This window comes from Thermococcus sp. Bubb.Bath (assembly GCF_012027595.1).
GTDB lineage: Archaea > Methanobacteriota_B > Thermococci > Thermococcales > Thermococcaceae > Thermococcus.
Genome location: NZ_SNUR01000007.1, coordinates 21,598 through 41,919 on the forward strand (window position 1 = coordinate 21,598; position 20,322 = coordinate 41,919).

Genomic DNA, 20,322 nt, shown 5'->3' on the forward strand with positions numbered 1-20,322 from the left:
ATAACGCTCAGGTCGGAGTTTCATCGGTGATGTCAATGGTCAAGAGGGTTCACATATTCGACTGGCATAAGGAGCACGCGAAGAAGGTTGAGGAGTTCGCCGGCTGGGAGATGCCCATATGGTACTCCAGCATAAAGGAGGAGCACCTCGCCGTCAGGAACGGCGTCGGAATATTCGACGTCTCCCACATGGGAGAGTTCATATTCCGCGGTAAGGACGCTTTGGAGTTCCTCCAGTACGTCACCACTAACGACATAAGCAAGCCGCCCGCGATAAGCGGAACCTACACGCTTGTCCTCAACGAAAGGGGAGCGGTGAAGGACGAGACCCTCGTCTTCAACATGGGCAACGACACCTACATGATGGTCTGCGACAGCGACGCCTTCGAGAAGCTCGAGGCCTGGTTCAACGCGATAAAATGTGGAATAGAGAAGTTCGGCGACCTCGACCTTGAAATAGAGAACAAGACCTACGACACCGTCATGTTCTCAATCCAGGGGCCGAAGGCGAGAGACCTCGCGAAGGAGCTCTTCGGAATCGACATCAACGACCTCTGGTGGTTCCAGGCCAAGGAGGTCGAGCTCGACGGCATAAAGATGCTCCTCTCGAGGAGCGGCTACACCGGCGAGAACGGCTGGGAAGTCTACTTCGAGGACGCGAACCCCTACCACCCGGACGAGAGCAAGCGCGGAAAGCCGGAGAAGGCCCTTCACGTCTGGGAGACCATCCTCGAGGCCGGAGAGAAGTACGGCATAAAGCCGGCCGGACTCGGCGCCAGGGACACGCTCAGGATGGAGGCAGGCTACACCCTCTATGGAAACGAGACCACGGAGAAGCAGCTCCTCAGCACCGACATCGATGAGGTTACCCCCCTCCAGGCCAACCTCGACTTCGCCCTCTTCTGGGACAAGGAGTTCGTAGGCAAAGACGCCCTCCTCAAGCAGAGGGAGCGCGGACTGCCCAGCAAGATGGTGCACTTCAAGATGGTCGACAAGGGCATTCCGAGGGAGGGCTACAAGGTCTACGCCGACGGGAAGTTCATCGGAGAGGTCACCAGCGGAACCCTCTCACCGCTCCTTGGAATAGGCATTGGAATAGCCTTCGTCAAGCCCGAATATGCTAAGCCGGGCGTTGAGATAGAGGTCGAGATACGGGGCAAGCTCAAGAAGGCAATAACGGTTGCTCCGCCCTTCTACGACCCGAAGAAGTACGGCGCCTTCAGGGAGGGGTGAGTTTTCCCTTTTTCTTTATCCTCTCCATCTTTTTCGTATATTTTCCCTCCGGAAGGCTTATAGGTAATGGGGGCGTTACTTAGTAACGGGGGCATTACTTATGCTGTTTGACCCGAGACCTAAGAAAAATAGGAAGGAGCTGTTCGATAGGGAGAGGGAGATAAACGCCCTTGTAGACTCCAAAGAACCGTTAATCCTTTCTTTTAGGGCTCAGAAGAGTCGGCAAAAGCTCTCTCCTGAGGGTGGCCCTGAATGAAGTTGAGAACGGCATCTACATAGATGCCAGAAAGATGTACTTCGACTCCGGCGGGTGGATAACTGTAGAATCTTTGAAGAGGGAATTTGAAAAATCGCTGAATTCCTTGAGGGGCCCTGCGAGGGAGCACCTTTCCAGAGTTCTCAAAAAGGTTAAAGGTATCTCCGTATCTGGTCTAACGTTTACTCTTGAAGATGATGCCTCCCTCTCAGAAGTCCTCGCCGGTCTCAACGAGGTGGGAACCCTCGTAGGAATAGACGAGGCACAGTACCTCCGCTTCTACGGTGCCAGAGGTGGACGAGAGTTCCTGGCCTTCCTTGCGTATGCCTATGACAATCTCGAAAACATCCGCTTTGTACTGGCCGGCTCGGAAGTCGGTCTCTTGCATGATTTTCTGGCTCTGGAAGATTACGAGAGCCCCCTGTACGGGCGGAGTTGCGAGGAAATAATCCTCAAGCCTTTTTCCAGGGAGCTTTCGATTGAGTTTCTCAGACGGGGCTTTTTTGAGGCTGGAATTGTGATTCCTGATGAAATCATTGCACGTGCCGTTGAATACATTGATGGTATACCAGGCTGGCTAGTGGAGTTTGGAAGGAGCTACTTGAGGACAGGTGATTTTGATAAAGCCATTGAAAATGTCCTGAAAACTGCCCGGGGCTTTGTCAGAGGGGAGTTGGGGGAACTTGAGAAGAGAAGCCCCCGGTACCCCGTGATTCTCAAAGCCATCGCCCAAGGCTTCAATAGGTGGAACCTCATAAGAGACTATCTCCTGTCCGGGGGCATGCGGGTTCCTAATTCGAGGCTCGCAAACCTCCTCCGCAACCTTGAGAAGATGAGCTGGATTGAGGAAGACTTCAGCTCCGGGGAAAAGAGATATAGACTCGTCGATCCAGTAATCGAACGCGTTCTCAGGGAGCGATAATCTTTTTATCTCCCCCGCTTCTATTTTTTTCATGTCCAAAAAGCACGCCGTCAGTGCGGTACTCCTGTGGTCAACGGTCGCCTCCGCCTTCAAGCTCTCGCTGCGCTACCTCACCCCTCCCCAGCTCCTCTTCTACGCTTCCCTAACCTCACTCATCCTGTTTGGGGTTCTGTACTCTTGGGAGTTCTCTCTCAGAAAAGAGAACCTCCGCTCGGCTTACCTAGGCTTGATAAACCCCCTCCTCTACTACACGGTTCTCTTTTCGGCCTACGACAGGCTTCCCGCGCAGGAGGCGCAGGCGCTCAACTACACCTGGCCCATAATGCTCGTCCTCCTCTCAATCCCCCTCCTCGGGAGGAAGCCTGGGGCAAGGACGATATTGGGCCTCCTCACAGGATTCCTCGGTGCCATTGTGGTGGCCACCAGGGGAAACCTGACGGGTATGAGCTTCTCCGACCCCCTCGGTGTGGCCCTCGGCCTCGGGAGCGCCGTGATATGGTCCGCCTACTGGCTCCTTAACCTTAGGGACAGAAGGCCGCTCGTTGAAAAGATGTTCTGGAACTTCCTCTTCGGGTTCGTCTACGTATCGGCGGTTCTCCTGATCTCGGGCGGGTTTATCGTTCCCCCGGTTAAGGACCTCGCCGGTGCCGTCTACGTCGGCCTCTTCGAGATGGGCGTCACGTTCCTCCTCTGGTACCGCGCCGTTGAGAGCGACATGGCCTTCGCCTCGAACCTTGCCTACCTTGTTCCATTTTTGAGCCTATTCTTTATCTCGGTCGTTGTGGGAGAGACGATAGCCCCGTCGACCGTTCTGGGGCTGGTTATGATAGTCGTGGGGATAATCATTGGGCGTGAAAACCGATGAGGACTTGAACGGTAATGGAAGCGGCTCTGAAGCTTTTGGGAAGCTTGAATGTCTCAGCAACTTGACCGATAATAAGCGGGAATTTCACCATAAAATTGACAGGATATTGCGGGTTTGCTTTTCTTTTAACGCCCGGAGAGGGTTGTACCGTGAGTAAACCCTTAAGTCCTGAGATTTTAGTCGTGAATCTCGTAGGGTGATTGCAGTATAATAAACACATTCACTCTTCAAGCAGGCTGGTTAAAACGATTAAAACATTCCGCCAGCGCTGAAACTTTGCAAGCAAGGTTTCATCAAAGTGGAGTTTTCCCATTGAAGTGGCAGAAAAAACAAGCGTGCGGCAATCAGGGCTTCATTGAAAGAGGGGTTGACATTTAATTCAAGTCGTTTAATTGGTTTCACTTTTACCGGCACCCTGAGGGTGCCTTTGAGTGTGAAACACTATAAGACTGCAAGTTGAATAGAAGCCCCTTAAGAACAGGATTCTCAAAAAAGCACGTTATTTTCCCGCCATCCGTTAAGGACGCTTGAACAACAGTGAAAGCGGCGCTGAAACTTTGCCTTGCAAAGTTTCATCAAAGCTTGTGGTTCTTGTCAAAAGTGCTGTTTTTAGGAGATTTTCTTTAGAAACTTGCTTTCTAGCCGTGAATTTAAATTTTAGTGTGTGCTTGTTATCTGTGAGTTTGTTTTTAATAGACGCCCGAAGGCGTCAAAGTGAGGAAAACTCTTGTCAACAATCTGGAATTGATGGAATTCATTTACTTTTGGCTTGTGTACGTGAAAATCCTCATAAAAGGGCAAATTTTAGAAGGAACCACGAGCCTTGATCAAACTCAATGGGACTATCGTCCCGTGCGTTGAAACTTCGCTTCAACGTCGCGCAGGCGAAGTTTGTTATGGTGCGGTGGCCGGGATTCGAACCCGGGTTACCGGCTTGGAAGGCCGGTGTCCTAGACCAGGCTAGACTACCACCGCGCTGAGAGAATGGTGGGGCGAGGGGGATTTGAACCCCCGACACCCGGATCTTCAGTCCGGCGCTCTCCCAGGCTGAGCTACCGCCCCACGTCCAAAGATAAAAGGCTGAAGCGGATTTATAAATCTTGCGGTAGTGGCTCAAATCTTAGGCTCAACTGCATAGACCGTCTTGTCTTCACCGATGGCCTCGATGAGCCCCCGATGTCTTCTCACGCAACTCTCGCACTCGCCGCAGTGGATCGGCTTCCCGTCCTCTGTGAAGCCCTTCGGCATGTAGCAGGAGTTGGAGTACTCGTACTTCGCTCCGAGCTCCTTCAGGAGCTTCGCGATGCCCTTCTTGTCGAGGTCTATGAGCGGAGCGACGACCTTAACCTCTGCCATGGCCCCATACCTGAGCATCTCGTTCATCTTTTCCACGAACTCAGGCGTGTTGTCCGGGAAAGTGGCGCCTTCCTCGGCGTTGAAGCCGACTATTATGCCCCCGCCGCCGAGGGCATCGAGGAGCGAAGCGGCGACAGCTATCAGGACAACGTTTCTTGCAGGAACCCAGACGCTCTTCGCGGTCTCCTGGGCCACTTCCATGTCTTCAAGCTCTTTCCCTGTAACCTTCGGCGTCTCCCCGCCGACGAGCGTCGTCCCGCGGAGCTTTGAAAATTTCTCAAGGAAGTCGAGCCTGACTATCTTGAGCGGGACGTCCAGCTCCTTTGAGAAGAACTCAGCCACCCTGTTAGTCACTTTCTCCTCGTTGCTACCGTAGTTGATAGTGAGCATTATAACCTCGTCGTAGTTCCTCTTCGCCCAGTAGAGGCAGGCCGTGCTGTCAAGCCCGCCGCTGAAGAGAACCACCGCGCGCTTCATTCTACCACCTCCGGAAGTAGTTTAATGCTCAGTTTCTTAGCTCTTTTCCTAAGCTTCTTGTCGTAGGTTGCAAGAGTCCCAACTTCCTTAGCTATGGTCAGCAACACCGAGTCGTTGTAGTGTGTTAAGGAAAGGCTTTGGAGAGTCTCAAACGCCTTTATCAGGTACCTCCTGTCGTCTACGAGTTTTGTTCTCTCGTCTTCAACTATCTGCTCTACGAGTTCCCTGGCCTCTTTACTTGAGAAGCCGAGCTTTCTGAAGTTCCAGACGACCTCATAAATAACAATGGCCGGCACGATCCATTTCTCTAGAGATGGAGAGTGCAGGAGTTCAAAGGCCTCCCCGTGGCGGGGCATCTCCTCAACTGCCGCATATAGGAAAACGTTGGTGTCTATCACGGCCTCCATTCCATTTCCTCCTCCATGGCCTCCTCTTCGAGCTTCTCAAGCTCCTCTTCGGTTATCTTCCTGCCGAGCCTGAAGGTTTTCCACTTCCTTTTAGCCCTTTTAATCACTATCTCGTCCCCTCTAAGCTTGACGTCTAGGTACTCTCCTTCCCTTATCCCGAGGATCTTTCTTATCTCAGCTGGAATCGTTATCTGGTAATTGCGGGTAACTTTCGTCAAAGGCATAGTAGTTCACCAGAGTATAGTAGATTTTTCTACTAGATAACTCTTTCGCTCACTCCAGAGCCAAACCGACTATCTCCTTCACGCTCGAAAACCCTTCCTCCTCAAGGTAGCGTTCGATCCCCTTGCTTATCTCTTTAAATACCTTCCAGCCGCGGAGGGAAACGGCAGTTCCAATCTGGAGAGCAGACGCTCCGGCCAGGAGGAACTCTACGGCGTCCTGCCAGGTCGTTATGCCCCCGATTCCGATCACAGGAACCTCAAGGGTTCTTGCGAGGTCGTAGACTGCCCTCAGGGCGACGGGCTTAACGCCCGGCCCGGAATACCCGCCGACTTTGTTGCTCAGTATGGGCTTTCTGGCGTAGATGTCTATGGCGATTGCCTTCAGTGTGTTTATCGCCGAGACGGCATCGGCCCCACCCTTCTCAGCGGCAAGACCAAGTTTTGTTATGTCGTCAATGTTTGGCGTGAGCTTGGCTATAACTGGCTTATCAGTGGCGTCTTTCACGGCCCTGACGATATCGTAGACGTTCTCTGGCTTCTGTCCTGTCTCCATGCCGTAGCCCTTGGCGTGGGGGCAGGAAAGGTTGAGCTCGAAAGCATCTGCAACGTCGCTCAGCTTCTCCGCGAGAAAGGCGAACTCCTCCGGCGTTCCACCGAAGATAGAACCTATAACCGGGAAGTCGAAAGTATAACCCTCAACCATCTCAAGGAAGCCTTTCCAGCCCGGATTTGGGAGTCCCATCGCGTTTATCAGCCCGTAGGGAAGTTCCACTATCGTAGGATTGTCGTAGCCTTTTCTAGGCTCGATGCCGATTGATTTCGTAACGACGCCGCCGGCGCCTTCCTCGTGGGCCCTCATCCACTGCTCCGGAACCTTGTCGTTTATCCCAGACGCGAGGATGAGAGGGTTCTCGAACTTGATTCCGAAAAGCTCGACCTCAAGGCTCGCCATGTAGACACCCCTGGGGAAAAGGAGGAAGCTCCGCTAATAAGGTTTTGCTTTAGTTGTATCACTCCCGCCAGAAACGTTTCTCTAGTGGCGGCGGGCGCGCCTGGGGGTGGGAACCCTCCGCCGCGCCCTTCCACCTGGGCTCGCTCACCCCCGCTACCCCGGGAGCGCCGCACGTCCCGCCTACCGCTGCTCCCTTCCGGGCCTGGCGGGGTTCGGCGGGCAAAGGGCGTTAGCCCGGCCCTCCAGCCGGACCTCGCCCACCGCCGGCCCCCCGGGACGAGGGATCACCGTTGTACCCCGGCTTCCGGGCGCGGTTTTGGGAACCGCCCCCCGGGCTTCGGCCCCGGCATATCGACGGTTTCCGGTTGCAGGGGACGCCGAACCCCCCGGCCTAGCCCGCCGCCGGGATTACCTATCCTCCTGGGATATATAAAGGTTTGGTAGAGGGGAGCCTTTTGTGGTTTGCCACCCCCCAGTCAAGAAAAGGTTATAAAGGCCCTCCGATTAGCATCGTGAGGGTTATCATGAGGATAGTCTTCGACATAGGCGGATCTGTTCTCGTTCCGGAGGATCCGGACATCGATTTTATTAAGGCAATAGCGTATGAGCTCGTTAAGATAAGTGAGGACCATGAGGTAGCTGTTGTCGTCGGCGGCGGGAGGGTGTCAAGGAAGTACATCCAGGCGGCCAAGACGTTCACGCCCAACGAGACGTTCAAGGACTACATAGGGATACACATCACGAGGGCCAACGCAATGCTTTTGATAGCTGCCCTCGGCGAGAAGGCTTACCCATTCGTCATCCAGGACTTCAGGAAAGCCTGGGAGGTCATCCAGCTCAAGAAGATTCCGATAATGGGTGGAACCCATCCGGGCCACACTACTGATGCAGTTGCCGCACTGCTGGCGGAATATCTTCAGGCCGACCTTCTGGTGGTCGTCACCAACGTCGATGGAGTTTACGACTCCGACCCCAAGAAGAACCCCAACGCGAAGAAGCTCGACAGGATCACAGTTGACCAGCTCGTTGAAATAGCTATGCAGGAGGAAAGCAAGGCCGGAGGAAGCGGCGTTGTTGATGCTTTGGCCGCCAAGTTCATCCAGCGCGGCGAGATACGAACATACATCGTCGGCAAGAATGATGCCTATCACCTCTTTGACGTGGTTAATGGCAAACACAGCGGAACGGTTGTGGAGCCTTGATACTTTAGCTTTTCTTCTTTGCTCTTGAAACACTTATATATTTTGTCCGACTATTGTCCTACGGTGAGGGGAATGTCAGCTACCGAAAAGGTTTCCATCCGCTTTCCCCCTGCTCTGATGAGAGAAATAGATGAGCTCGTTGAGAAGGGAGAGTTCTCAAGCAGGAGCGAATTCATCAAAGAGGCCGTTAGGTTCTTCCTCCTCCGCTATGAATCTCCTAAAGAGCTCTGGGAGGAGTACAAACTGCTCGCCAAGAGCAGGAAAATTCCGAGCGAGGAGGAAATCCAAAAGCTCCTTGAGGAAGTGGACAAGGAATGGAAACGCTCAAGGTCGTAATAGACACGAACGTGATAATAACCGCCGCTATAAACCCCTTCGGGAGCTCCGGGAAGGTTATGAACTTAGTCGTGGAGAAGAAAGTCACCTCATACGCCTCAGAGGTCATCCTTGAGGAGCTCCGGTTCAAACTGACGAGTGAGAAGGTTCTGAAGTACCTTGAGAGTAGGGTTTACGCCCTCTGGATTTACAGAATTTTCAGGGCATCATCCACTCTGGTTGAACCGGCCAAGCACTTCGAAGTCTCGCCTGATCCGGACGACAACAAGTTTTTCGATGCCGTTTATTCCTCCGAGGCAGCGGTTTTGATAAGCCTCGACAAGAAGCACGTGCTGAAGCTGAGGGATGGGGAGAGAAGGTTCTCTTTGAATGGACACGAGTTTCTCATCCTGACGCCAGCGGAGCTCCTTGAGCTAATCGAAAGGGATAAAACCTTGAATGTGTAATGCCTTTTTGTGAGTATCCATGTGCAAGATGGCGCACTATGGGAACTGTGACCCGGAGACTGCCGATCAAGGATATTGTATCTTCCACAAGCAAAGCTCAAAGCTTACGTTCACAACTTCATTGAATGGCTTTTGGGCGATCTGCCCTCAGAATACGGCACGAACTGGGTTCGGCTCTTTCTCTTGTCACTGCTCGTTATTATTGGCAACACGGTTCCATACGCCCTCTGGAGCGCCTACATTGAAGGCTTTCCTCAAACCTTCAATTATCCCATTCGCTTCGCCAACGCTCTCTACTACCCCCTCGTCACCTTCACAACCCTCGGCTACGGCGACATGCACCCCACGGGCTGGCTAAAAGCTTTAAGTGCTCTTGAAGCTCTGACCGGTGCAGTCTTCATGGCGCTCATAGTGGCAGTCATAGCGAGGAAGTGGATGCGGTAAGCGGAAAGGTAATTAACCCTCAATTCTAACATTTTGAATGGTGGGAAAGATGGAAGCTGATCCCATTAGCGTTCTCCTGTATGACATACGCGAGATGAAGAGGCGCCTCAACGAGATGGAGAAAGAGCTACTAAAGCTCAAGGCAAGGCTCATTGAGGAAGAGGAAGGAGAAAGTCCAGAGGAGATAGAGAGTCTCGAAAAGGAGGCCCTTGAAAGTGGAAAGGATTGGGACGAGCTCAAGAAGGCGCTGGCCTTATGACGTTTAGGGTCATCATAAGTCCCCGCGCAGAGAAGGGACTCCGATCACTTCCGGAGGCGAGCATGAAAAAGTTTGCTGAGCTAGTTGAAGTTCTGAAACATAACCCAGTTCCAGTGGAAAAGTTTGACATTAAGAAGCTCAAGGGATATGAAAGAGCCTATCGAATTCGGCTTGGGAAATTTAGAGTTGTGTATACTGTGAGATGGGATGAAGATGTTGTAGTCATTCTCAAAGTCGAGCCCCGAGAACGGGCATAACGCTGACCCAACCCTTTTATACCTTCTCCTCCTTCTTCCTTCGGTGATGCCCATGAAAATCGTAGTCATCGGTTCTGGAACCGCTGGGAGCAACTTTGCCCTCTTCATGCGCAAGCTCGACAGGAAGGCCGAGATAATAGTTATAGGAAAGGAGCCGACGATGCAGTACTCCCCATGCGCTCTCCCCCACGTCATAAGCGGCACGATTGAGAAGCCGGAGGACGTTATAGTCTTTCCGAACGAGTTCTATGAGAGGCAGAAGATTGAAATGATGCTTGGCACCGAGGTTAAAGCCATTGACCGCAAGAGGAAGGTTGTAATTACGGATAAGGGTGAGGTTCCCTACGACAAGCTCGTTTTAGCAGTTGGCTCTAAGGCCTTCGTCCCACCGATTAGGGGAGGTGAGAACGAGGGCGTCTTCACCCTCAAGAGCCTCGACGACGTCAGGAGGATAAAGGCATACATAGCGGAGAGAAAGCCGAAGAAGGCCATCGTCATCGGCGCTGGTTTAATAGGTCTTGAGGGTGCCGAGGCCTTCGCCAAGCTCGGTATGGAAGTCCTCGTAGTCGAGCTGATGGACCGTTTAATGCCCACCATGCTGGACAAGGACACTGTAAAGCTCGTCCAGACTGAGATGGAAAACCACGGCGTTTCCTTCCGCTTCGGCGTCGGCGTGAGTGAGATCATCGGAAGCCCTGTCGAAGCGGTCAAGATTGGGGAAGAGGAAGTTCCTGCAGACCTCGTTCTCGTTGCAACTGGTGTAAGGGCGAACACCGACCTTGCCAAGCAGGCGGGCCTCGAAGTGAACCGCGGGATAGTCGTTAACGAGCACCTCCAGACAGGCGACCCAGATATTTACGCGATAGGCGACTGTGCGGAGGTTATCGACGCCGTAACCGACGGTAGGATCCTCAGCCAGCTCGGAACCTCCGCCGTCAGGATGGCGAAAGTAGCCGCCGAGCACATAGCTGGAAAGGACGTTTCCTTCAGGCCGGTCTTCAATACGGCTATAACCGAGCTGTTCGACCTTGAAATCGGCGCCTTCGGAATCACCGAGGAGAGGGCAAAGAGAGAGGGCATCGAAGTCGTTGTCGGCAAGTTCAAAGGCTCAACAAAGCCGGAGTACTACCCCGGAGGAAAGCCCATAACCGTTAAGCTCATATTCAGGAAAACCGACAGGAAGCTCATAGGCGGGCAAATAGTCGGTGGCGAGAGGGTCTGGGGCAGGATAATGACGCTCTCCGCGTTAGCACAGAAGGGGGCGACGGTTGAGGATGTTGCCTACCTTGAGACAGCCTATGCTCCACCGATAAGCCCGACCATCGACCCGATAACGGTCGCGGCTGAGATGGCCCAGAGACGGCTTCGTTGACTCTTTGTCCTTTTGGCCTTTTCACTGTTTGTTCTTTTGGGCACTTATGCTGCTGCCAGGATTGTCCTACTGGTACATGTGGAGGGTACTCTGCAAATGCTGTGTTTAATGTATCTTTCGATGTTTCAGTGTTTAGATTTGAATCATAATGCCTATTTTAGTTTTATATTCGAACTTACTACCTGGAATTTTACCTAAATAACAAACTTTTACTTCCTTAGATTTGCGCTGAAAAAAATTCAATGTTACACGAGTATTTTATACCCTAAACCTCACCTAAATAGGGTTCAACATAACGGTGTGTTTCTCCAAAGACGTATTCTATCTTCAATTCTGGGGGGACTTTCCACAATTCTGTGGAGATTCTATATTGACACGGAAATATTTATAATTCCATTGATGTCCATTTATGGAAGGCAATGATGGGATGCCGCCCATGAGCCTTATAACTGAACGAAGGTGATAAAATGAGGAAGGTTTACGGTGTGGTGTTGGCCCTGTTCGTTGCGGGCCTAATGCTCGGCGTGACCGCCGCGGCTCCATCACCGCAGGTTGGAAACGCCCCGACCTATAAGAACTACGCCCTGCTGACACCGAAGCTCTTCCAGATGGTACAGAACATGAACTGGGACCAGGACGTGAGCACGATCATAATGTTCGACAACCAGCAGGACAAGAAGAACGCCATAACCATCCTGAAGTTCATGGGCGCGAAGATTAAGTACGACTACAAGGCCATTCCCGCGGTGGCCGTCACCCTCAAGGTCCACGACCTTCTCGCGATAGCTGGAATGATAGACACCGGGTTCTTCGGGAACAGCCAGCTCTCCGGTGTCCAGTTCATCCAGGATGACTATAAAATCCAGGCCGATGTTGACCTTGAGGGTCTCGATGAGTCAACCGCCCAAATCTCTGCGCCCCAAGTGTGGAACGTCGGATACGATGGAAGCGGTGTGACAGTTGCCGTCGTTGACACCGGCATAGACGCCTCTCACCCGGATCTTCAGGGCAAGGTAATCGGCTGGAAGGACTTCGTCAACAACAGAACCACCCCGTACGATGACCAGGGGCACGGAACCCATGTTGCGGGTATAATAGCAAGCACCGGCGCCGCCAGCAACGGACAATATAAGGGAGTTGCCCCCGGAGCAAAGCTCGTCGGTGTCAAGGTTTTGAATTCACAGGGAAGCGGTTCGGTGTCCACGATAATCGCGGGAATAGATTGGGTCATCCAGAACAAGGACAAGTACAACATCAGCGTCATCAACCTATCCCTCGGTGGCTCACAGAGCTCGGATGGAACCGATGCCCTAAGTCAGGAGGTTGACAAGGCGTGGGAGGACGGCATAGCCGTATGCGTGGCCGCTGGGAACAGCGGGCCCGATACATACACGGTGGGTTCCCCAGCCGCTGCCCCTGACGTCATCACGGTCGGTGCCGTCGACAAGAACGACGTCATAACGTACTTCTCCAGCAGGGGCCCGACCGCCGACGGAAGACTCAAGCCGGAGGTCGTTGCTCCGGGTAACTGGATAATCTCTGACAGGGCAGCCGGAACCCAGCTCACTAGTGAAACCGTCGGTCAGTACTACGTCGCCGCCTCCGGAACTTCAATGGCTACACCCCACGTCAGCGGTGCCGTTGCTCTCCTGAGGGAGGCCCACCCTGACTGGACGCCGGATAAGATAAAGTACGTCCTCGAGATAACCGCAGATGTAGTTAACTCAAGTGCGATAGCGGGCGTGGCTTATGGTGCCGGCAGGATAAACGTGTACGAGGCCCTCAACTACGACCAGGACTCAAAGGTTGACTTCACGGGCTATCTCGACAACAAGCAGAACGTTACAGATGAGGTTAGTGTAAGCAGCGGCACCACGAGGATAGCCGCGCTTCTAACTTGGGACAACCCGCAGGCCGATCTTGACCTTTACATGTACGACCCGAACGGCCAGCTCACCGACTACTCCGACACCAGCTACTATGGATTTGAGAAGGTCGCGTACAGAAACCCCACACCCGGGACATGGTACTTCCTGGTGGTGAGCTACTCTGGCAGCGCCAACTACAAGCTTGAGGTGCTCGATGAAGGGGGTACCGTGAGCAAGGTATCCAACAGTGGTAGCGGAAGCAACGGTGGAAGCAGTGGAAGCAGTGGCAGTTCCGGAAGTGGAAGCAACGGCGGCAGTGGCACCCAGCCCAGCCCGCAGCCGACCCAGTCCGTCGTCGTCAAGAACTTTACTGGAACAGTTGACTATCAGAATTACGTCGTCGACACCGTGACCGTCAACAGCGGCGCCACCCAGATAGAGGGATACCTCTACGGAAACAGCTACGACGACCTTGACCTCTACCTGTACGACCCGAACCAGAACCTCGTTACAAGCTCCACGAACCCAGGCTCCGATGAATATGTCAGCTACAACAACCCATCCCCGGGAACGTGGTACTTCGTCGTCTATGCCTACGACACGTACTACTGGAGCGCCAACTACTTCCTCCAGGTTAAGATACACTACGCCAGTTGATTTTTAATTCCCCTTTGTTTTTTCTTATTGAGGTGATATCATGCGAGGATTTTCTGCAATAACGGTAGCTCTAATAGTAATGCTGGTGCTCCCCCTTGGCTCGGTGAGCGCCAGGGAGGTCCCATACGTTTACAATCCAACCACTCCAGCTATTGCGCTCTCGGTGTTGGCCTTCTACAGGTCGCACGATTATCCACAGGTTCTCGAGGGCTGCACATGGCTTGTTAACCTAAAAACCCCCGACGGGGCGTGGGCATATCAGTACGGGATGGCGCCCCAGGCCAAGTACACGGCACTGGCAGTAATGGCCCTTATCCGGGGTGAGAGCCTGGCGAGGGGAATGTTCAATAAGTCAATAAATGCAGGGGTTTACTGGTTGATGTACAAACAGGGGGGTGATGGTTCGTTCGGCGATTACACCGACACGGCCCTGGCGGTGGTGGCTCTCAAAGAATACGCCGCATCAAAATACTCCTGGCTCAAGGTCGGTGCCGCCATCCACAACGGGATTTACTACTTGGAAACACATTCCCCTAAGACCACGATGGACGTTATATTTGGAGGTATGGCCCTTGACAATCTAACTATGATAGAAGCCATCAATGCGACGGGTGTGAACGCATTGTACAGGGCATTCGCGATATCCTACCTAACCGGCAGGTACGTCAACGTGAGTTCCACCCTGACGGACGCTGCATCCCTTGCTCTTTTGCTCTACTCTACAGGGAAACCGCAATACAAACGGGATCTGCTTGATATGGAGCACTTTGGATTCTGGGGTACCTTGAAGTATAATCCTGTGGATTTACTGGAAGCGTCTACAGTTCCCGGCTTTTCCAATTTGACGGGGATAGCCTGCCCGTACATGGAGAAAGTGAAGCCGCATTTCAAGTGGGAGAGGGTTGTGCTGGCCAAGTACTACGTTGAATGCGGATTTTCCGTTAACCTCTCGGGAATACCGTTTGGAACTTTAAAACCCTGGCAAGTGTCGGAGATAGCGCGCATTGATTACAAGCTCTCAAAACCCTATGGAACGCCTGTTGAGTACCTCCTCTCCCACGAAGAAAATGGCCACTGGGGGAACTTCTTTGATACAGCTTACATAGTTTGGGTGCTATCCACCCTCAATGTAAGGTTCAATTACACTTCCCCTTTGGAATGGCTCCAATCAAACCTCACTAACGACTATCCCAACTACTACTATGCATACGCCCTTGTGGATTTCCATAGGTTTGGCCTTAGAAAAGCATTCAACACCACGCTGAGAATAATATCCTCAAGGCAGAACCCATCCGGGGCTTGGGGATACACCGCAGGAACCCCGGGCAATATAAAAAGCACCGCTATGATGTTGAAAGCTCTCCGGGAGGTAAGACTGGAGAACACAACGATGTATAAACGCGGAGTTGAATTCTTGAGGAGGTTTCTATATGCTGACATTCCCAAGGTAAGCAAAAACGGATCAAACGCTGTGATGAACAACGCAACGTTCTTCGTAATCAAGGATGGGAAGCTCGTGGGAGATACACAGAGCAAGCTCACCGTTGGCAGTATCGATGGATACATAGTTGTGTATCCTGGGAAGAATCCCCTTGTAATTACGGCAGTTCCAGTGAATGGGTTCACTGCATCGTCCCCATGGAGATCTTCACCCGTCAAATCAGGACTCTCAAGGAACACCAGTGTGGTTTATACAGTATACATTGGAATTGTGGTGGTCTTAATCGTTATAGGGGCATACGCTATCCTTAAGGAAAGATGGAAGGGAAACAAGAAAAACGGCTAATAACTTTTTATTTTTTATCCCACTCATCGAGAGCCATGCCTACGTTGTCGATGCCTCTTCATCGTTGTAGAGCCCGTCGCCAACGGCAATCCTCTCTTCGAAGCCCTTTGAACCCTCAAGCGTCTGAATTCTGAACATGTAGCTCCTGTACCAGTTGTAGCTCGGCTTCACTTTTATCGGGAGTAGCCTCCAGGCCCTCGTTTCCTCTTCGTAGCCCCAGTTTACGTACTCGTTGAAGTTCCTGATTATGTCGGTTATGACGACACCGAACTCGTTGAGGAGCACCCTCTGCATCTCGCGCCACTTGTCGAGGGAGCTCTCCCTTCTCGTTATGCCGAAGTAACCGGCGCATCCGGGCCCTTTGAGGGTCGCTATGCCCCTGCCGACGAAGGAGCGGATGGCGTGGACCGTTTCGGGTGGGTCGGTGATGAAGGTGTCGAACTTGTGGAGGGCGTAGTCCGGGAGCGGCTCCCTCAGGTCGAAGGTGAACATCTCTATGTCATTGTAGCCGATTTCATCTGCGACCTTCTCTATGAACTTGACGAGCCTTTCATCGATGTCCAGAACTGCTATCCTCTTGGGAAGGCCGCTCAGCATGAGCGCGACGCTGGTGAGGTCGTCGTCTCCGAGGACAAAGACCTCCTTGTTCTCAAGGTCCCCGCGGGTGTGCATCAGGGCTATCCTGGCAACTGTCGTTTCGGGGGTAACGTAGGCCTGGTCGAAGTCGTGCTTGGGCTGGGGCCTGTCCTTGACTACCTCTTTGAACTCTTCGAGGAGGTCACTGAAGGCGTCGAGCTCAACGGTTCTTCCTCCGCAGTGGGAGCAGGTGTAGTCCTCGCGCTTTCCTATCCCGTACTTCTCCACCAGCTTCCTTCCACTCTGTGTTAGGACAACTTCATTGTCCCTGAACTCCACGTATCCGAGCTCATGGAGGGCCGTTACAACGGCCACGACGAGCGGGAGCGGCTCCTCGCTGAGGTCTACAATCCTCCAGACGTCTCCGCTCGCCTGGATTGCACTCAGAACGTTTTCTACCGTTCTCTCGTAAACGGGAATGCTCGTCTTCTCCTTAACCCTCTCTACTATCTCCCTCATTTTAAGCACCTCCAGAAGGATTCGGTTCGTAAATGAAGCTGGTAAGGGCCCCTTTTAAGGGTTTCCCGCCGGCAGATTTTAAAGATTGAATCGGTATTTAACCCCATGCTACGGCCAGTTGAGGAGGATTTTGTGAAGAGATACAGACTTGAGTACAATCAGGAGGCGCTGGAGGGGGTTAGGGGTTACATTGGTGAAAAAGCATATTCACGACTAAGGGCCCTGATAGAATACCGTTTAAGCGGAAAAGACCTCGACCGCTCTCCCTTGGAGGTTAAAATAGCCCTCGCCTTCTCCGCCGGCTCTGACAGCACCGCCGCCCTTAAAATCCTTCGCTGGGCCGGCTTTGAAGTGGTTCCGGTGGCGGTCAGGCTGCCCCAGATGAGGGAGGACACCCTCAAGAAAGCCGAGGATTATGGTGCTGTTTTCATCGAAATCCCGGAGTACCTGGATGTTATAAGGCCCCAGATTGAGAAAGGCGCTCCAATCTGCGGGAGATGTCACTCCCTCGTGATGAACGCTGTTGAAGAATACGCGAGAAGAAAGGGGATAAAAATCCTCGCGAGCGGTGACCTGCTGAGCTCCGGCCTGATATCCGTCTATCAAAAGAACGGTCTCATAGTCCTGAACCTCCCGGCCTTCCTCGCCCTTGACAAAGGAGAGATTATCGAGATCATCGGGGGAGAATACGACTTTGAATTTGGCTGTCCCCTCCTCTGGGAGCTTTTTAGAAAAGCTCCTTCGACCAAGAGGCTTTCCATCCAGCGGGTTCTGAGAGAGACGAGGGCGAGGGCCTTGACGCCTCAAATGGCCGAGGAGTTAATCCAGGACATCCTCTCCAGGTGAGTACCCATTCCTGTCCCAAAAGGTTTAAATGTGTAGTCTCAAAGGCTCTCCCGGTGGTGTTAATGGTCACGAAGGAAGAAGTCGAGAACGTCGTTAAGTCCGTAGTTGATGAGAAGTTCATCCGCTCAATCGAGGTCGATGATAAGGGCAACGTAACGGTTACGCTCGCAAAGGACACGCCGGATATCGACAACGTTCTGATAAAGCTCCACTCTGAGATAGGAAAGCTGAAGGGAGTTGGTCTGATTACCGTCAACCGTGAGAGAGAAGTGAAGGAGAGCGAGGAGAACGTGGAGGTAACAGAGGAGCTCGTCATGGAGAAGCTTAAGGAGGTCATGGACCCTGAGATAGGAGTCGATGTCGTTAACCTCGGCTTAATATACGACGTCAAAGTCAACCCAGATAACACGGTCTACGTTAAGATGACATTAACAACCCCAGGCTGCCCGTTAACGATGTGGATCCTCCGGGCCGTTGAGGACAAGATACTTGAGATACCAAGCGTCAAGGACGCTGAGATCGAGCTCACCTTCGATCCACCGTGGACGCCGGACAGGATAAGCCCGGAGTACAAGAAGAAGCTGGGTCTCTACTGACCCATCTAGTTCCTTTTTGTTCATCAGAGAACTTTTAAAAGGCCGTTTGTTCTCTTTTACCCCCTTCAACAGGTTTCTCCCCGACGAAAACTTTATATTCGCCAAAACTCATCTAAACGCGGTGATGTTCCATGGCTTGGAAGGTAACTGTAGACCAGGACACCTGCATTGGAGACGCTATCTGTGCAAGCCTCTGCCCGGACGTCTTCGAGATGGGCGACGATGGCAAGGCCCACCCGATAGTCGACACCACCGACCTCGAGTGCGCCCAGGAGGCCGCTGAGGCCTGCCCGGTCGGCGCTATCAGCCTTGAAGAGGTTTGAACTCCCTTTTTTCTTCCTTTGATATACCTGACTCCCCTTGGATCTAAAATTTGGAGAAGAGATCAGTCGAGAGTCAGATTGAATTTCTTCGCCTGCTCCAGCACGTATTCCCGTATCTGCCGCGCCTTTGGAAGTTCTGCCACTATCTCACCGTTCTCGATGAGGGGTTTGAGAAGCGGCTCGACTTTGGAGCCGCAAACTGGGCATTTCTCCAGCTTCTTCTCGGCTGGAACGCGGTGGTAGTGGCCGTTCTCGCAGCGGTATATCTGCTTCCTTCCGCTCAGCTTGCCGCGCTTCGTTATCGGCTTTCCTTCGACCTCGACTATATCTAGAGAGAAATCCACGGGCTTTGCGCTTGCTATTGCGCTGCCTACGCCAAAGGAGTCCGCAACGTCAGCCAACTCCTTCAGGCTATCCTCGTCCAGTCCCCCTGAGACGAGTATCTTCACCCAGTCGTAGCCCCTTAAATCGAGCTCCCAGCGAACTTCTTCAACTATTTTCCTGAAGTTCCCCCTCCTTGAGCTGGGTGTGTCGAGCCTGACCGCATTTAGCCGCTCACCGAGGGTTTCTGCTGCCATCAACGCCTCAAACTTCTCATCGCAGAATGTGTCCACTAAAGCGGTCCTCGGAACTTCTGGGGGCATCACCTCATCGTAGTACTTCCAGGCCTTCACCTGGTCGCTAATCGTCAGGATAAGCGCGTGGGGCATGGTTCCAACTGGTTTTTCTCCAATCATCTCAGCTCCAAGCACACCTGAGACACCGTCGCAACCGCCGATGAAGGCAGCCCTATCTATCATCGGAGCAATAGCCGGATGCATGTGTCTTATCCCAAATGAGTAGACGGGCTTGAACTTGGCCGCTATTTTGGTTCTGAGTGCGGCAGTGGCTATACCGCTCGCCTGGCTGAGCATACCGAGCAGAGCAGTTTCATAGATTCCGAACTCCTTATAGTAACCCTCTATCCGGAGAACCGGCTCGTAGGGGTGGAATATTGTCCCTTCCGGCATCGCGTAGACGTTCACCGGAAGGCCTTCGAGGAGCTTCGCAACCTCCTCAATTCCGGCAAGAACCCCCCACTTCCAGCCGTGCGGTAGTGAGGTTGTCGTAACATCTGCGAAGACCTTTTTGTGGATGCCCTTTTCTTCCAGTATCTTCTTCGTCCTGATGAAGTAGACGTCCGTGGTTCTTCCAGCCCTTATATCATCTTCATGGGCGATGTAGAAGTCGTGCATTTCAATTCACCTGAATTGGGTTATCGGTGGAGGATTTAAGGATTTCTGGGTGAATGGCACTACTATCTTTAGGTAAGGATTATAAGTAAAAAGTGCTAAAGCAAAATTAGGAATAGATGGAGGATGTAGAGATGTCCTTCCGAAAACTCTACTCCCTTATCTTCACGATAATGGTATTTGCAATGATATTTGCGGCCGGTTGCATAAGTGGTCACGGTCATAAGAGTACTCCAAGCATCCCGCTGAAGCCCGTTGCATGCCCCACTGGGAAAAATCTGACTCTCATTAACGATGCTCGCAATGTAACTCTCGAAGACCCCTCCTACAGGCTCGCCGTGAACCTTATGAAAGGCGAACTTGAAGAGGCCAAGGCCCTTTATCAGGTCGCAGTGCTAACAAAAGGGAATAAAAACGTTTTGACTTCACTGTCTAACCTTTCCCGGGAACTCCTCAGCGATTCCACGATCATAAATGACACGGCTATTCGTATTGGCAACGCGACCTACACCTACGTAGTCCTCTCCGTCTGTGACTACCATGACCCCCACTGTAAGGAGGAGGTGAGATTCCTACCGGATACTGTGGATGTTTCCGGTGTAGTTGCTCGTCTCTTACCCCCGAACTGGACGACATCCACTGCGACTTATACTGGTATTCCATACAGAACGTATGTCGTAACACTTGGGAACAGGACTTGTAGGGTCTACTTTAACGAGCTCTCTACTCTCATAATGAGCCCCCTCACAGCGAAAGACTACCTCCTCCTTATCGATGGTGGGAAAGCTCAATCCTGCGGGAGCCATGATAGGGTATACACCATACACGTTGGTTTCTCCAATGCGAACACTGGCGAGAGAAAGGAAATATCCCTCCTTCTGATTGGTGTGGAGTGATATCATCTCCCCTTTG

Annotated in this window: 23 protein-coding genes, 2 tRNA genes and 1 other RNA gene; 17 read left to right on the forward strand and 9 right to left on the reverse strand. The window is 52.5% G+C overall.

Going from position 1 to position 20,322, the window contains the following annotated elements; translation table 11 throughout:
- The first annotated feature begins 35 nt into the window (after window positions 1–35).
- From gcvT to E3E29_RS10935, 4 genes are all read left to right on the forward strand, one after another.
- The gene (gene gcvT, locus E3E29_RS10925; protein WP_167911064.1) at window positions 36–1,232 is read left to right on the forward strand and encodes a glycine cleavage system aminomethyltransferase GcvT; all 1,197 of its coding nucleotides are present in this window, start codon (window positions 36–38) and stop codon (window positions 1,230–1,232) included.
- Window positions 1,233–1,332: 100 nt separating this feature from the next.
- Entirely contained in the window at window positions 1,333–1,488 is a 156-nt protein-coding gene (locus tag E3E29_RS12080; protein ID WP_342764722.1) for a hypothetical protein, read from the forward strand.
- Window positions 1,475–2,410 (forward strand): ATP-binding protein, encoded by a 936-nt coding sequence (locus tag E3E29_RS10930; protein ID WP_342764723.1) that lies wholly within the window; start codon window positions 1,475–1,477, stop codon window positions 2,408–2,410. Before E3E29_RS12080 ends, E3E29_RS10930 begins: the two co-directional genes overlap by 14 nt.
- A gap of 31 nt (window positions 2,411–2,441) precedes the next feature.
- Entirely contained in the window at window positions 2,442–3,275 is an 834-nt protein-coding gene (locus tag E3E29_RS10935) for a DMT family transporter (RefSeq protein ID WP_167911036.1), read from the forward strand.
- A gap of 897 nt (window positions 3,276–4,172) precedes the next feature.
- Here E3E29_RS10935 and E3E29_RS10940 read toward each other — a convergent pair.
- From E3E29_RS10940 to ffs, 7 genes are all read right to left on the reverse strand, one after another.
- Window positions 4,173–4,250 (reverse strand) — tRNA-Gly (locus tag E3E29_RS10940).
- Between the two features lie 10 nt (window positions 4,251–4,260).
- Window positions 4,261–4,337 (reverse strand) — tRNA-Phe (locus tag E3E29_RS10945).
- Window positions 4,338–4,388: 51 nt separating this feature from the next.
- On the reverse strand, window positions 4,389–5,108 hold the full coding sequence (queC, locus tag E3E29_RS10950) for a 7-cyano-7-deazaguanine synthase QueC (protein ID WP_167911037.1): 720 nt from the start codon (window positions 5,106–5,108) through the stop codon (window positions 4,389–4,391).
- The gene (locus E3E29_RS10955; protein ID WP_167911038.1) at window positions 5,105–5,515 is read right to left on the reverse strand and encodes a PIN domain-containing protein; all 411 of its coding nucleotides are present in this window, start codon (window positions 5,513–5,515) and stop codon (window positions 5,105–5,107) included. The genes queC and E3E29_RS10955 overlap by 4 nt, the downstream gene beginning before the upstream one ends.
- Window positions 5,503–5,739: an AbrB/MazE/SpoVT family DNA-binding domain-containing protein gene (locus E3E29_RS10960; protein ID WP_167911039.1), complete on the reverse strand. Its 237-nt coding sequence runs from the start codon at window positions 5,737–5,739 to the stop codon at window positions 5,503–5,505. Before E3E29_RS10960 ends, E3E29_RS10955 begins: the two co-directional genes overlap by 13 nt.
- Before the next feature lie 49 nt (window positions 5,740–5,788).
- The gene (locus tag E3E29_RS10965; RefSeq protein WP_167911040.1) at window positions 5,789–6,691 is read right to left on the reverse strand and encodes a dihydroorotate dehydrogenase; all 903 of its coding nucleotides are present in this window, start codon (window positions 6,689–6,691) and stop codon (window positions 5,789–5,791) included.
- A gap of 88 nt (window positions 6,692–6,779) precedes the next feature.
- Window positions 6,780–7,093: signal recognition particle sRNA (gene ffs / locus E3E29_RS10970), an RNA gene on the reverse strand.
- Window positions 7,094–7,215: 122 nt separating this feature from the next.
- Between ffs and pyrH the strand changes: the two genes are divergently transcribed.
- The 9 genes from pyrH (at window position 7,216) to E3E29_RS11015 (ending at window position 15,318) form a co-directional block, all read left to right on the forward strand.
- Window positions 7,216–7,893 (forward strand): UMP kinase, encoded by a 678-nt coding sequence (gene pyrH, locus E3E29_RS10975; RefSeq protein ID WP_167911065.1) that lies wholly within the window; start codon window positions 7,216–7,218, stop codon window positions 7,891–7,893.
- Between the two features lie 72 nt (window positions 7,894–7,965).
- Entirely contained in the window at window positions 7,966–8,229 is a 264-nt protein-coding gene (locus E3E29_RS10980) for a ribbon-helix-helix domain-containing protein (protein WP_167911066.1), read from the forward strand.
- Entirely contained in the window at window positions 8,208–8,675 is a 468-nt protein-coding gene (locus tag E3E29_RS10985) for a putative toxin-antitoxin system toxin component, PIN family (RefSeq protein ID WP_167911041.1), read from the forward strand. The genes E3E29_RS10980 and E3E29_RS10985 overlap by 22 nt, the downstream gene beginning before the upstream one ends.
- 75 nt (window positions 8,676–8,750) lie before the next feature.
- The gene (locus E3E29_RS10990) at window positions 8,751–9,119 is read left to right on the forward strand and encodes a potassium channel family protein (RefSeq protein ID WP_206205901.1); all 369 of its coding nucleotides are present in this window, start codon (window positions 8,751–8,753) and stop codon (window positions 9,117–9,119) included.
- 49 nt (window positions 9,120–9,168) lie between these two features.
- The gene (locus E3E29_RS10995) at window positions 9,169–9,378 is read left to right on the forward strand and encodes a hypothetical protein (RefSeq protein WP_167911067.1); all 210 of its coding nucleotides are present in this window, start codon (window positions 9,169–9,171) and stop codon (window positions 9,376–9,378) included.
- Window positions 9,375–9,635 carry a type II toxin-antitoxin system RelE/ParE family toxin gene (locus tag E3E29_RS11000; RefSeq protein ID WP_167911043.1) on the forward strand — a complete coding sequence of 87 codons (261 nt, stop codon included), beginning with the start codon at window positions 9,375–9,377 and terminating at the stop codon, window positions 9,633–9,635. The genes E3E29_RS10995 and E3E29_RS11000 overlap by 4 nt, the downstream gene beginning before the upstream one ends.
- 52 nt (window positions 9,636–9,687) lie before the next feature.
- On the forward strand, window positions 9,688–11,007 hold the full coding sequence (locus E3E29_RS11005; RefSeq protein ID WP_167911068.1) for an NAD(P)/FAD-dependent oxidoreductase: 1,320 nt from the start codon (window positions 9,688–9,690) through the stop codon (window positions 11,005–11,007).
- A 467-nt stretch (window positions 11,008–11,474) separates the two neighbouring features.
- A complete protein-coding gene (locus E3E29_RS11010; RefSeq protein ID WP_167911044.1) occupies window positions 11,475–13,532 on the forward strand; it encodes a S8 family serine peptidase in 2,058 nt (685 codons plus the stop codon).
- Between the two features lie 40 nt (window positions 13,533–13,572).
- The gene (locus E3E29_RS11015; RefSeq protein ID WP_167911045.1) at window positions 13,573–15,318 is read left to right on the forward strand and encodes a squalene cyclase; all 1,746 of its coding nucleotides are present in this window, start codon (window positions 13,573–13,575) and stop codon (window positions 15,316–15,318) included.
- 39 nt (window positions 15,319–15,357) lie between these two features.
- Here E3E29_RS11015 and bpsA read toward each other — a convergent pair whose 3' ends face one another.
- A complete protein-coding gene (gene bpsA, locus E3E29_RS11020) occupies window positions 15,358–16,413 on the reverse strand; it encodes a N(4)-bis(aminopropyl)spermidine synthase (protein WP_167911046.1) in 1,056 nt (351 codons plus the stop codon).
- A 105-nt stretch (window positions 16,414–16,518) separates the two neighbouring features.
- Here bpsA and E3E29_RS11025 point away from each other — a divergent pair, with 105 nt between their 5' ends.
- The 3 genes from E3E29_RS11025 to E3E29_RS11035 all read left to right on the forward strand — a co-directional run bounded on the left by E3E29_RS11025 (window position 16,519) and on the right by E3E29_RS11035 (window position 18,178).
- Complete coding sequence (locus E3E29_RS11025; RefSeq protein ID WP_167911047.1) at window positions 16,519–17,259, forward strand: ATPase; 741 nt, start codon at window positions 16,519–16,521, stop codon at window positions 17,257–17,259.
- A gap of 62 nt (window positions 17,260–17,321) precedes the next feature.
- Window positions 17,322–17,855, forward strand: coding sequence for a metal-sulfur cluster assembly factor (locus tag E3E29_RS11030; RefSeq protein ID WP_167911069.1), 534 nt, complete (start codon window positions 17,322–17,324; stop codon window positions 17,853–17,855).
- A 131-nt stretch (window positions 17,856–17,986) separates the two neighbouring features.
- On the forward strand, window positions 17,987–18,178 hold the full coding sequence (locus E3E29_RS11035) for a ferredoxin (protein ID WP_167911048.1): 192 nt from the start codon (window positions 17,987–17,989) through the stop codon (window positions 18,176–18,178).
- 62 nt (window positions 18,179–18,240) lie between these two features.
- Here E3E29_RS11035 and E3E29_RS11040 read toward each other — a convergent pair whose 3' ends face one another.
- Window positions 18,241–19,413: a nicotinate phosphoribosyltransferase gene (locus E3E29_RS11040; RefSeq protein ID WP_167911049.1), complete on the reverse strand. Its 1,173-nt coding sequence runs from the start codon at window positions 19,411–19,413 to the stop codon at window positions 18,241–18,243.
- Window positions 19,414–19,529: 116 nt separating this feature from the next.
- Between E3E29_RS11040 and E3E29_RS11045 the strand changes: the two genes are divergently transcribed.
- On the forward strand, window positions 19,530–20,306 hold the full coding sequence (locus E3E29_RS11045; protein ID WP_167911050.1) for a hypothetical protein: 777 nt from the start codon (window positions 19,530–19,532) through the stop codon (window positions 20,304–20,306).
- Window positions 20,307–20,322 lie beyond the last annotated feature (16 nt).

Bases quoted from the DNA above. Each gene is read 5' to 3' on its own strand.
- gcvT (WP_167911064.1), top strand. From the start codon at position 36: ATGGTCAAGAGGGTTCACATATTCGACTGGCATAAGGAGCACGCGAAG.
- E3E29_RS12080 (WP_342764722.1), top strand. From the start codon at position 1,333: ATGCTGTTTGACCCGAGACCTAAGAAAAATAGGAAGGAGCTGTTCGAT.
- E3E29_RS10935 (WP_167911036.1), top strand. From the start codon at position 2,442: ATGTCCAAAAAGCACGCCGTCAGTGCGGTACTCCTGTGGTCAACGGTC.
- queC (WP_167911037.1), bottom strand. From the start codon at position 5,108: ATGAAGCGCGCGGTGGTTCTCTTCAGCGGCGGGCTTGACAGCACGGCC.
- E3E29_RS10955 (WP_167911038.1), bottom strand. From the start codon at position 5,515: ATGGAGGCCGTGATAGACACCAACGTTTTCCTATATGCGGCAGTTGAG.
- E3E29_RS10960 (WP_167911039.1), bottom strand. From the start codon at position 5,739: ATGCCTTTGACGAAAGTTACCCGCAATTACCAGATAACGATTCCAGCT.
- E3E29_RS10965 (WP_167911040.1), bottom strand. From the start codon at position 6,691: ATGGCGAGCCTTGAGGTCGAGCTTTTCGGAATCAAGTTCGAGAACCCT.
- pyrH (WP_167911065.1), top strand. From the start codon at position 7,216: ATGAGGATAGTCTTCGACATAGGCGGATCTGTTCTCGTTCCGGAGGAT.
- E3E29_RS10980 (WP_167911066.1), top strand. From the start codon at position 7,966: ATGTCAGCTACCGAAAAGGTTTCCATCCGCTTTCCCCCTGCTCTGATG.
- E3E29_RS10985 (WP_167911041.1), top strand. From the start codon at position 8,208: ATGGAAACGCTCAAGGTCGTAATAGACACGAACGTGATAATAACCGCC.
- E3E29_RS10995 (WP_167911067.1), top strand. From the start codon at position 9,169: ATGGAAGCTGATCCCATTAGCGTTCTCCTGTATGACATACGCGAGATG.
- E3E29_RS11000 (WP_167911043.1), top strand. From the start codon at position 9,375: ATGACGTTTAGGGTCATCATAAGTCCCCGCGCAGAGAAGGGACTCCGA.
- E3E29_RS11005 (WP_167911068.1), top strand. From the start codon at position 9,688: ATGAAAATCGTAGTCATCGGTTCTGGAACCGCTGGGAGCAACTTTGCC.
- E3E29_RS11010 (WP_167911044.1), top strand. From the start codon at position 11,475: ATGAGGAAGGTTTACGGTGTGGTGTTGGCCCTGTTCGTTGCGGGCCTA.
- E3E29_RS11015 (WP_167911045.1), top strand. From the start codon at position 13,573: ATGCGAGGATTTTCTGCAATAACGGTAGCTCTAATAGTAATGCTGGTG.
- bpsA (WP_167911046.1), bottom strand. From the start codon at position 16,413: ATGAGGGAGATAGTAGAGAGGGTTAAGGAGAAGACGAGCATTCCCGTT.
- E3E29_RS11025 (WP_167911047.1), top strand. From the start codon at position 16,519: ATGCTACGGCCAGTTGAGGAGGATTTTGTGAAGAGATACAGACTTGAG.
- E3E29_RS11030 (WP_167911069.1), top strand. From the start codon at position 17,322: ATGGTCACGAAGGAAGAAGTCGAGAACGTCGTTAAGTCCGTAGTTGAT.
- E3E29_RS11035 (WP_167911048.1), top strand. From the start codon at position 17,987: ATGGCTTGGAAGGTAACTGTAGACCAGGACACCTGCATTGGAGACGCT.
- E3E29_RS11040 (WP_167911049.1), bottom strand. From the start codon at position 19,413: ATGCACGACTTCTACATCGCCCATGAAGATGATATAAGGGCTGGAAGA.
- E3E29_RS11045 (WP_167911050.1), top strand. From the start codon at position 19,530: ATGGAGGATGTAGAGATGTCCTTCCGAAAACTCTACTCCCTTATCTTC.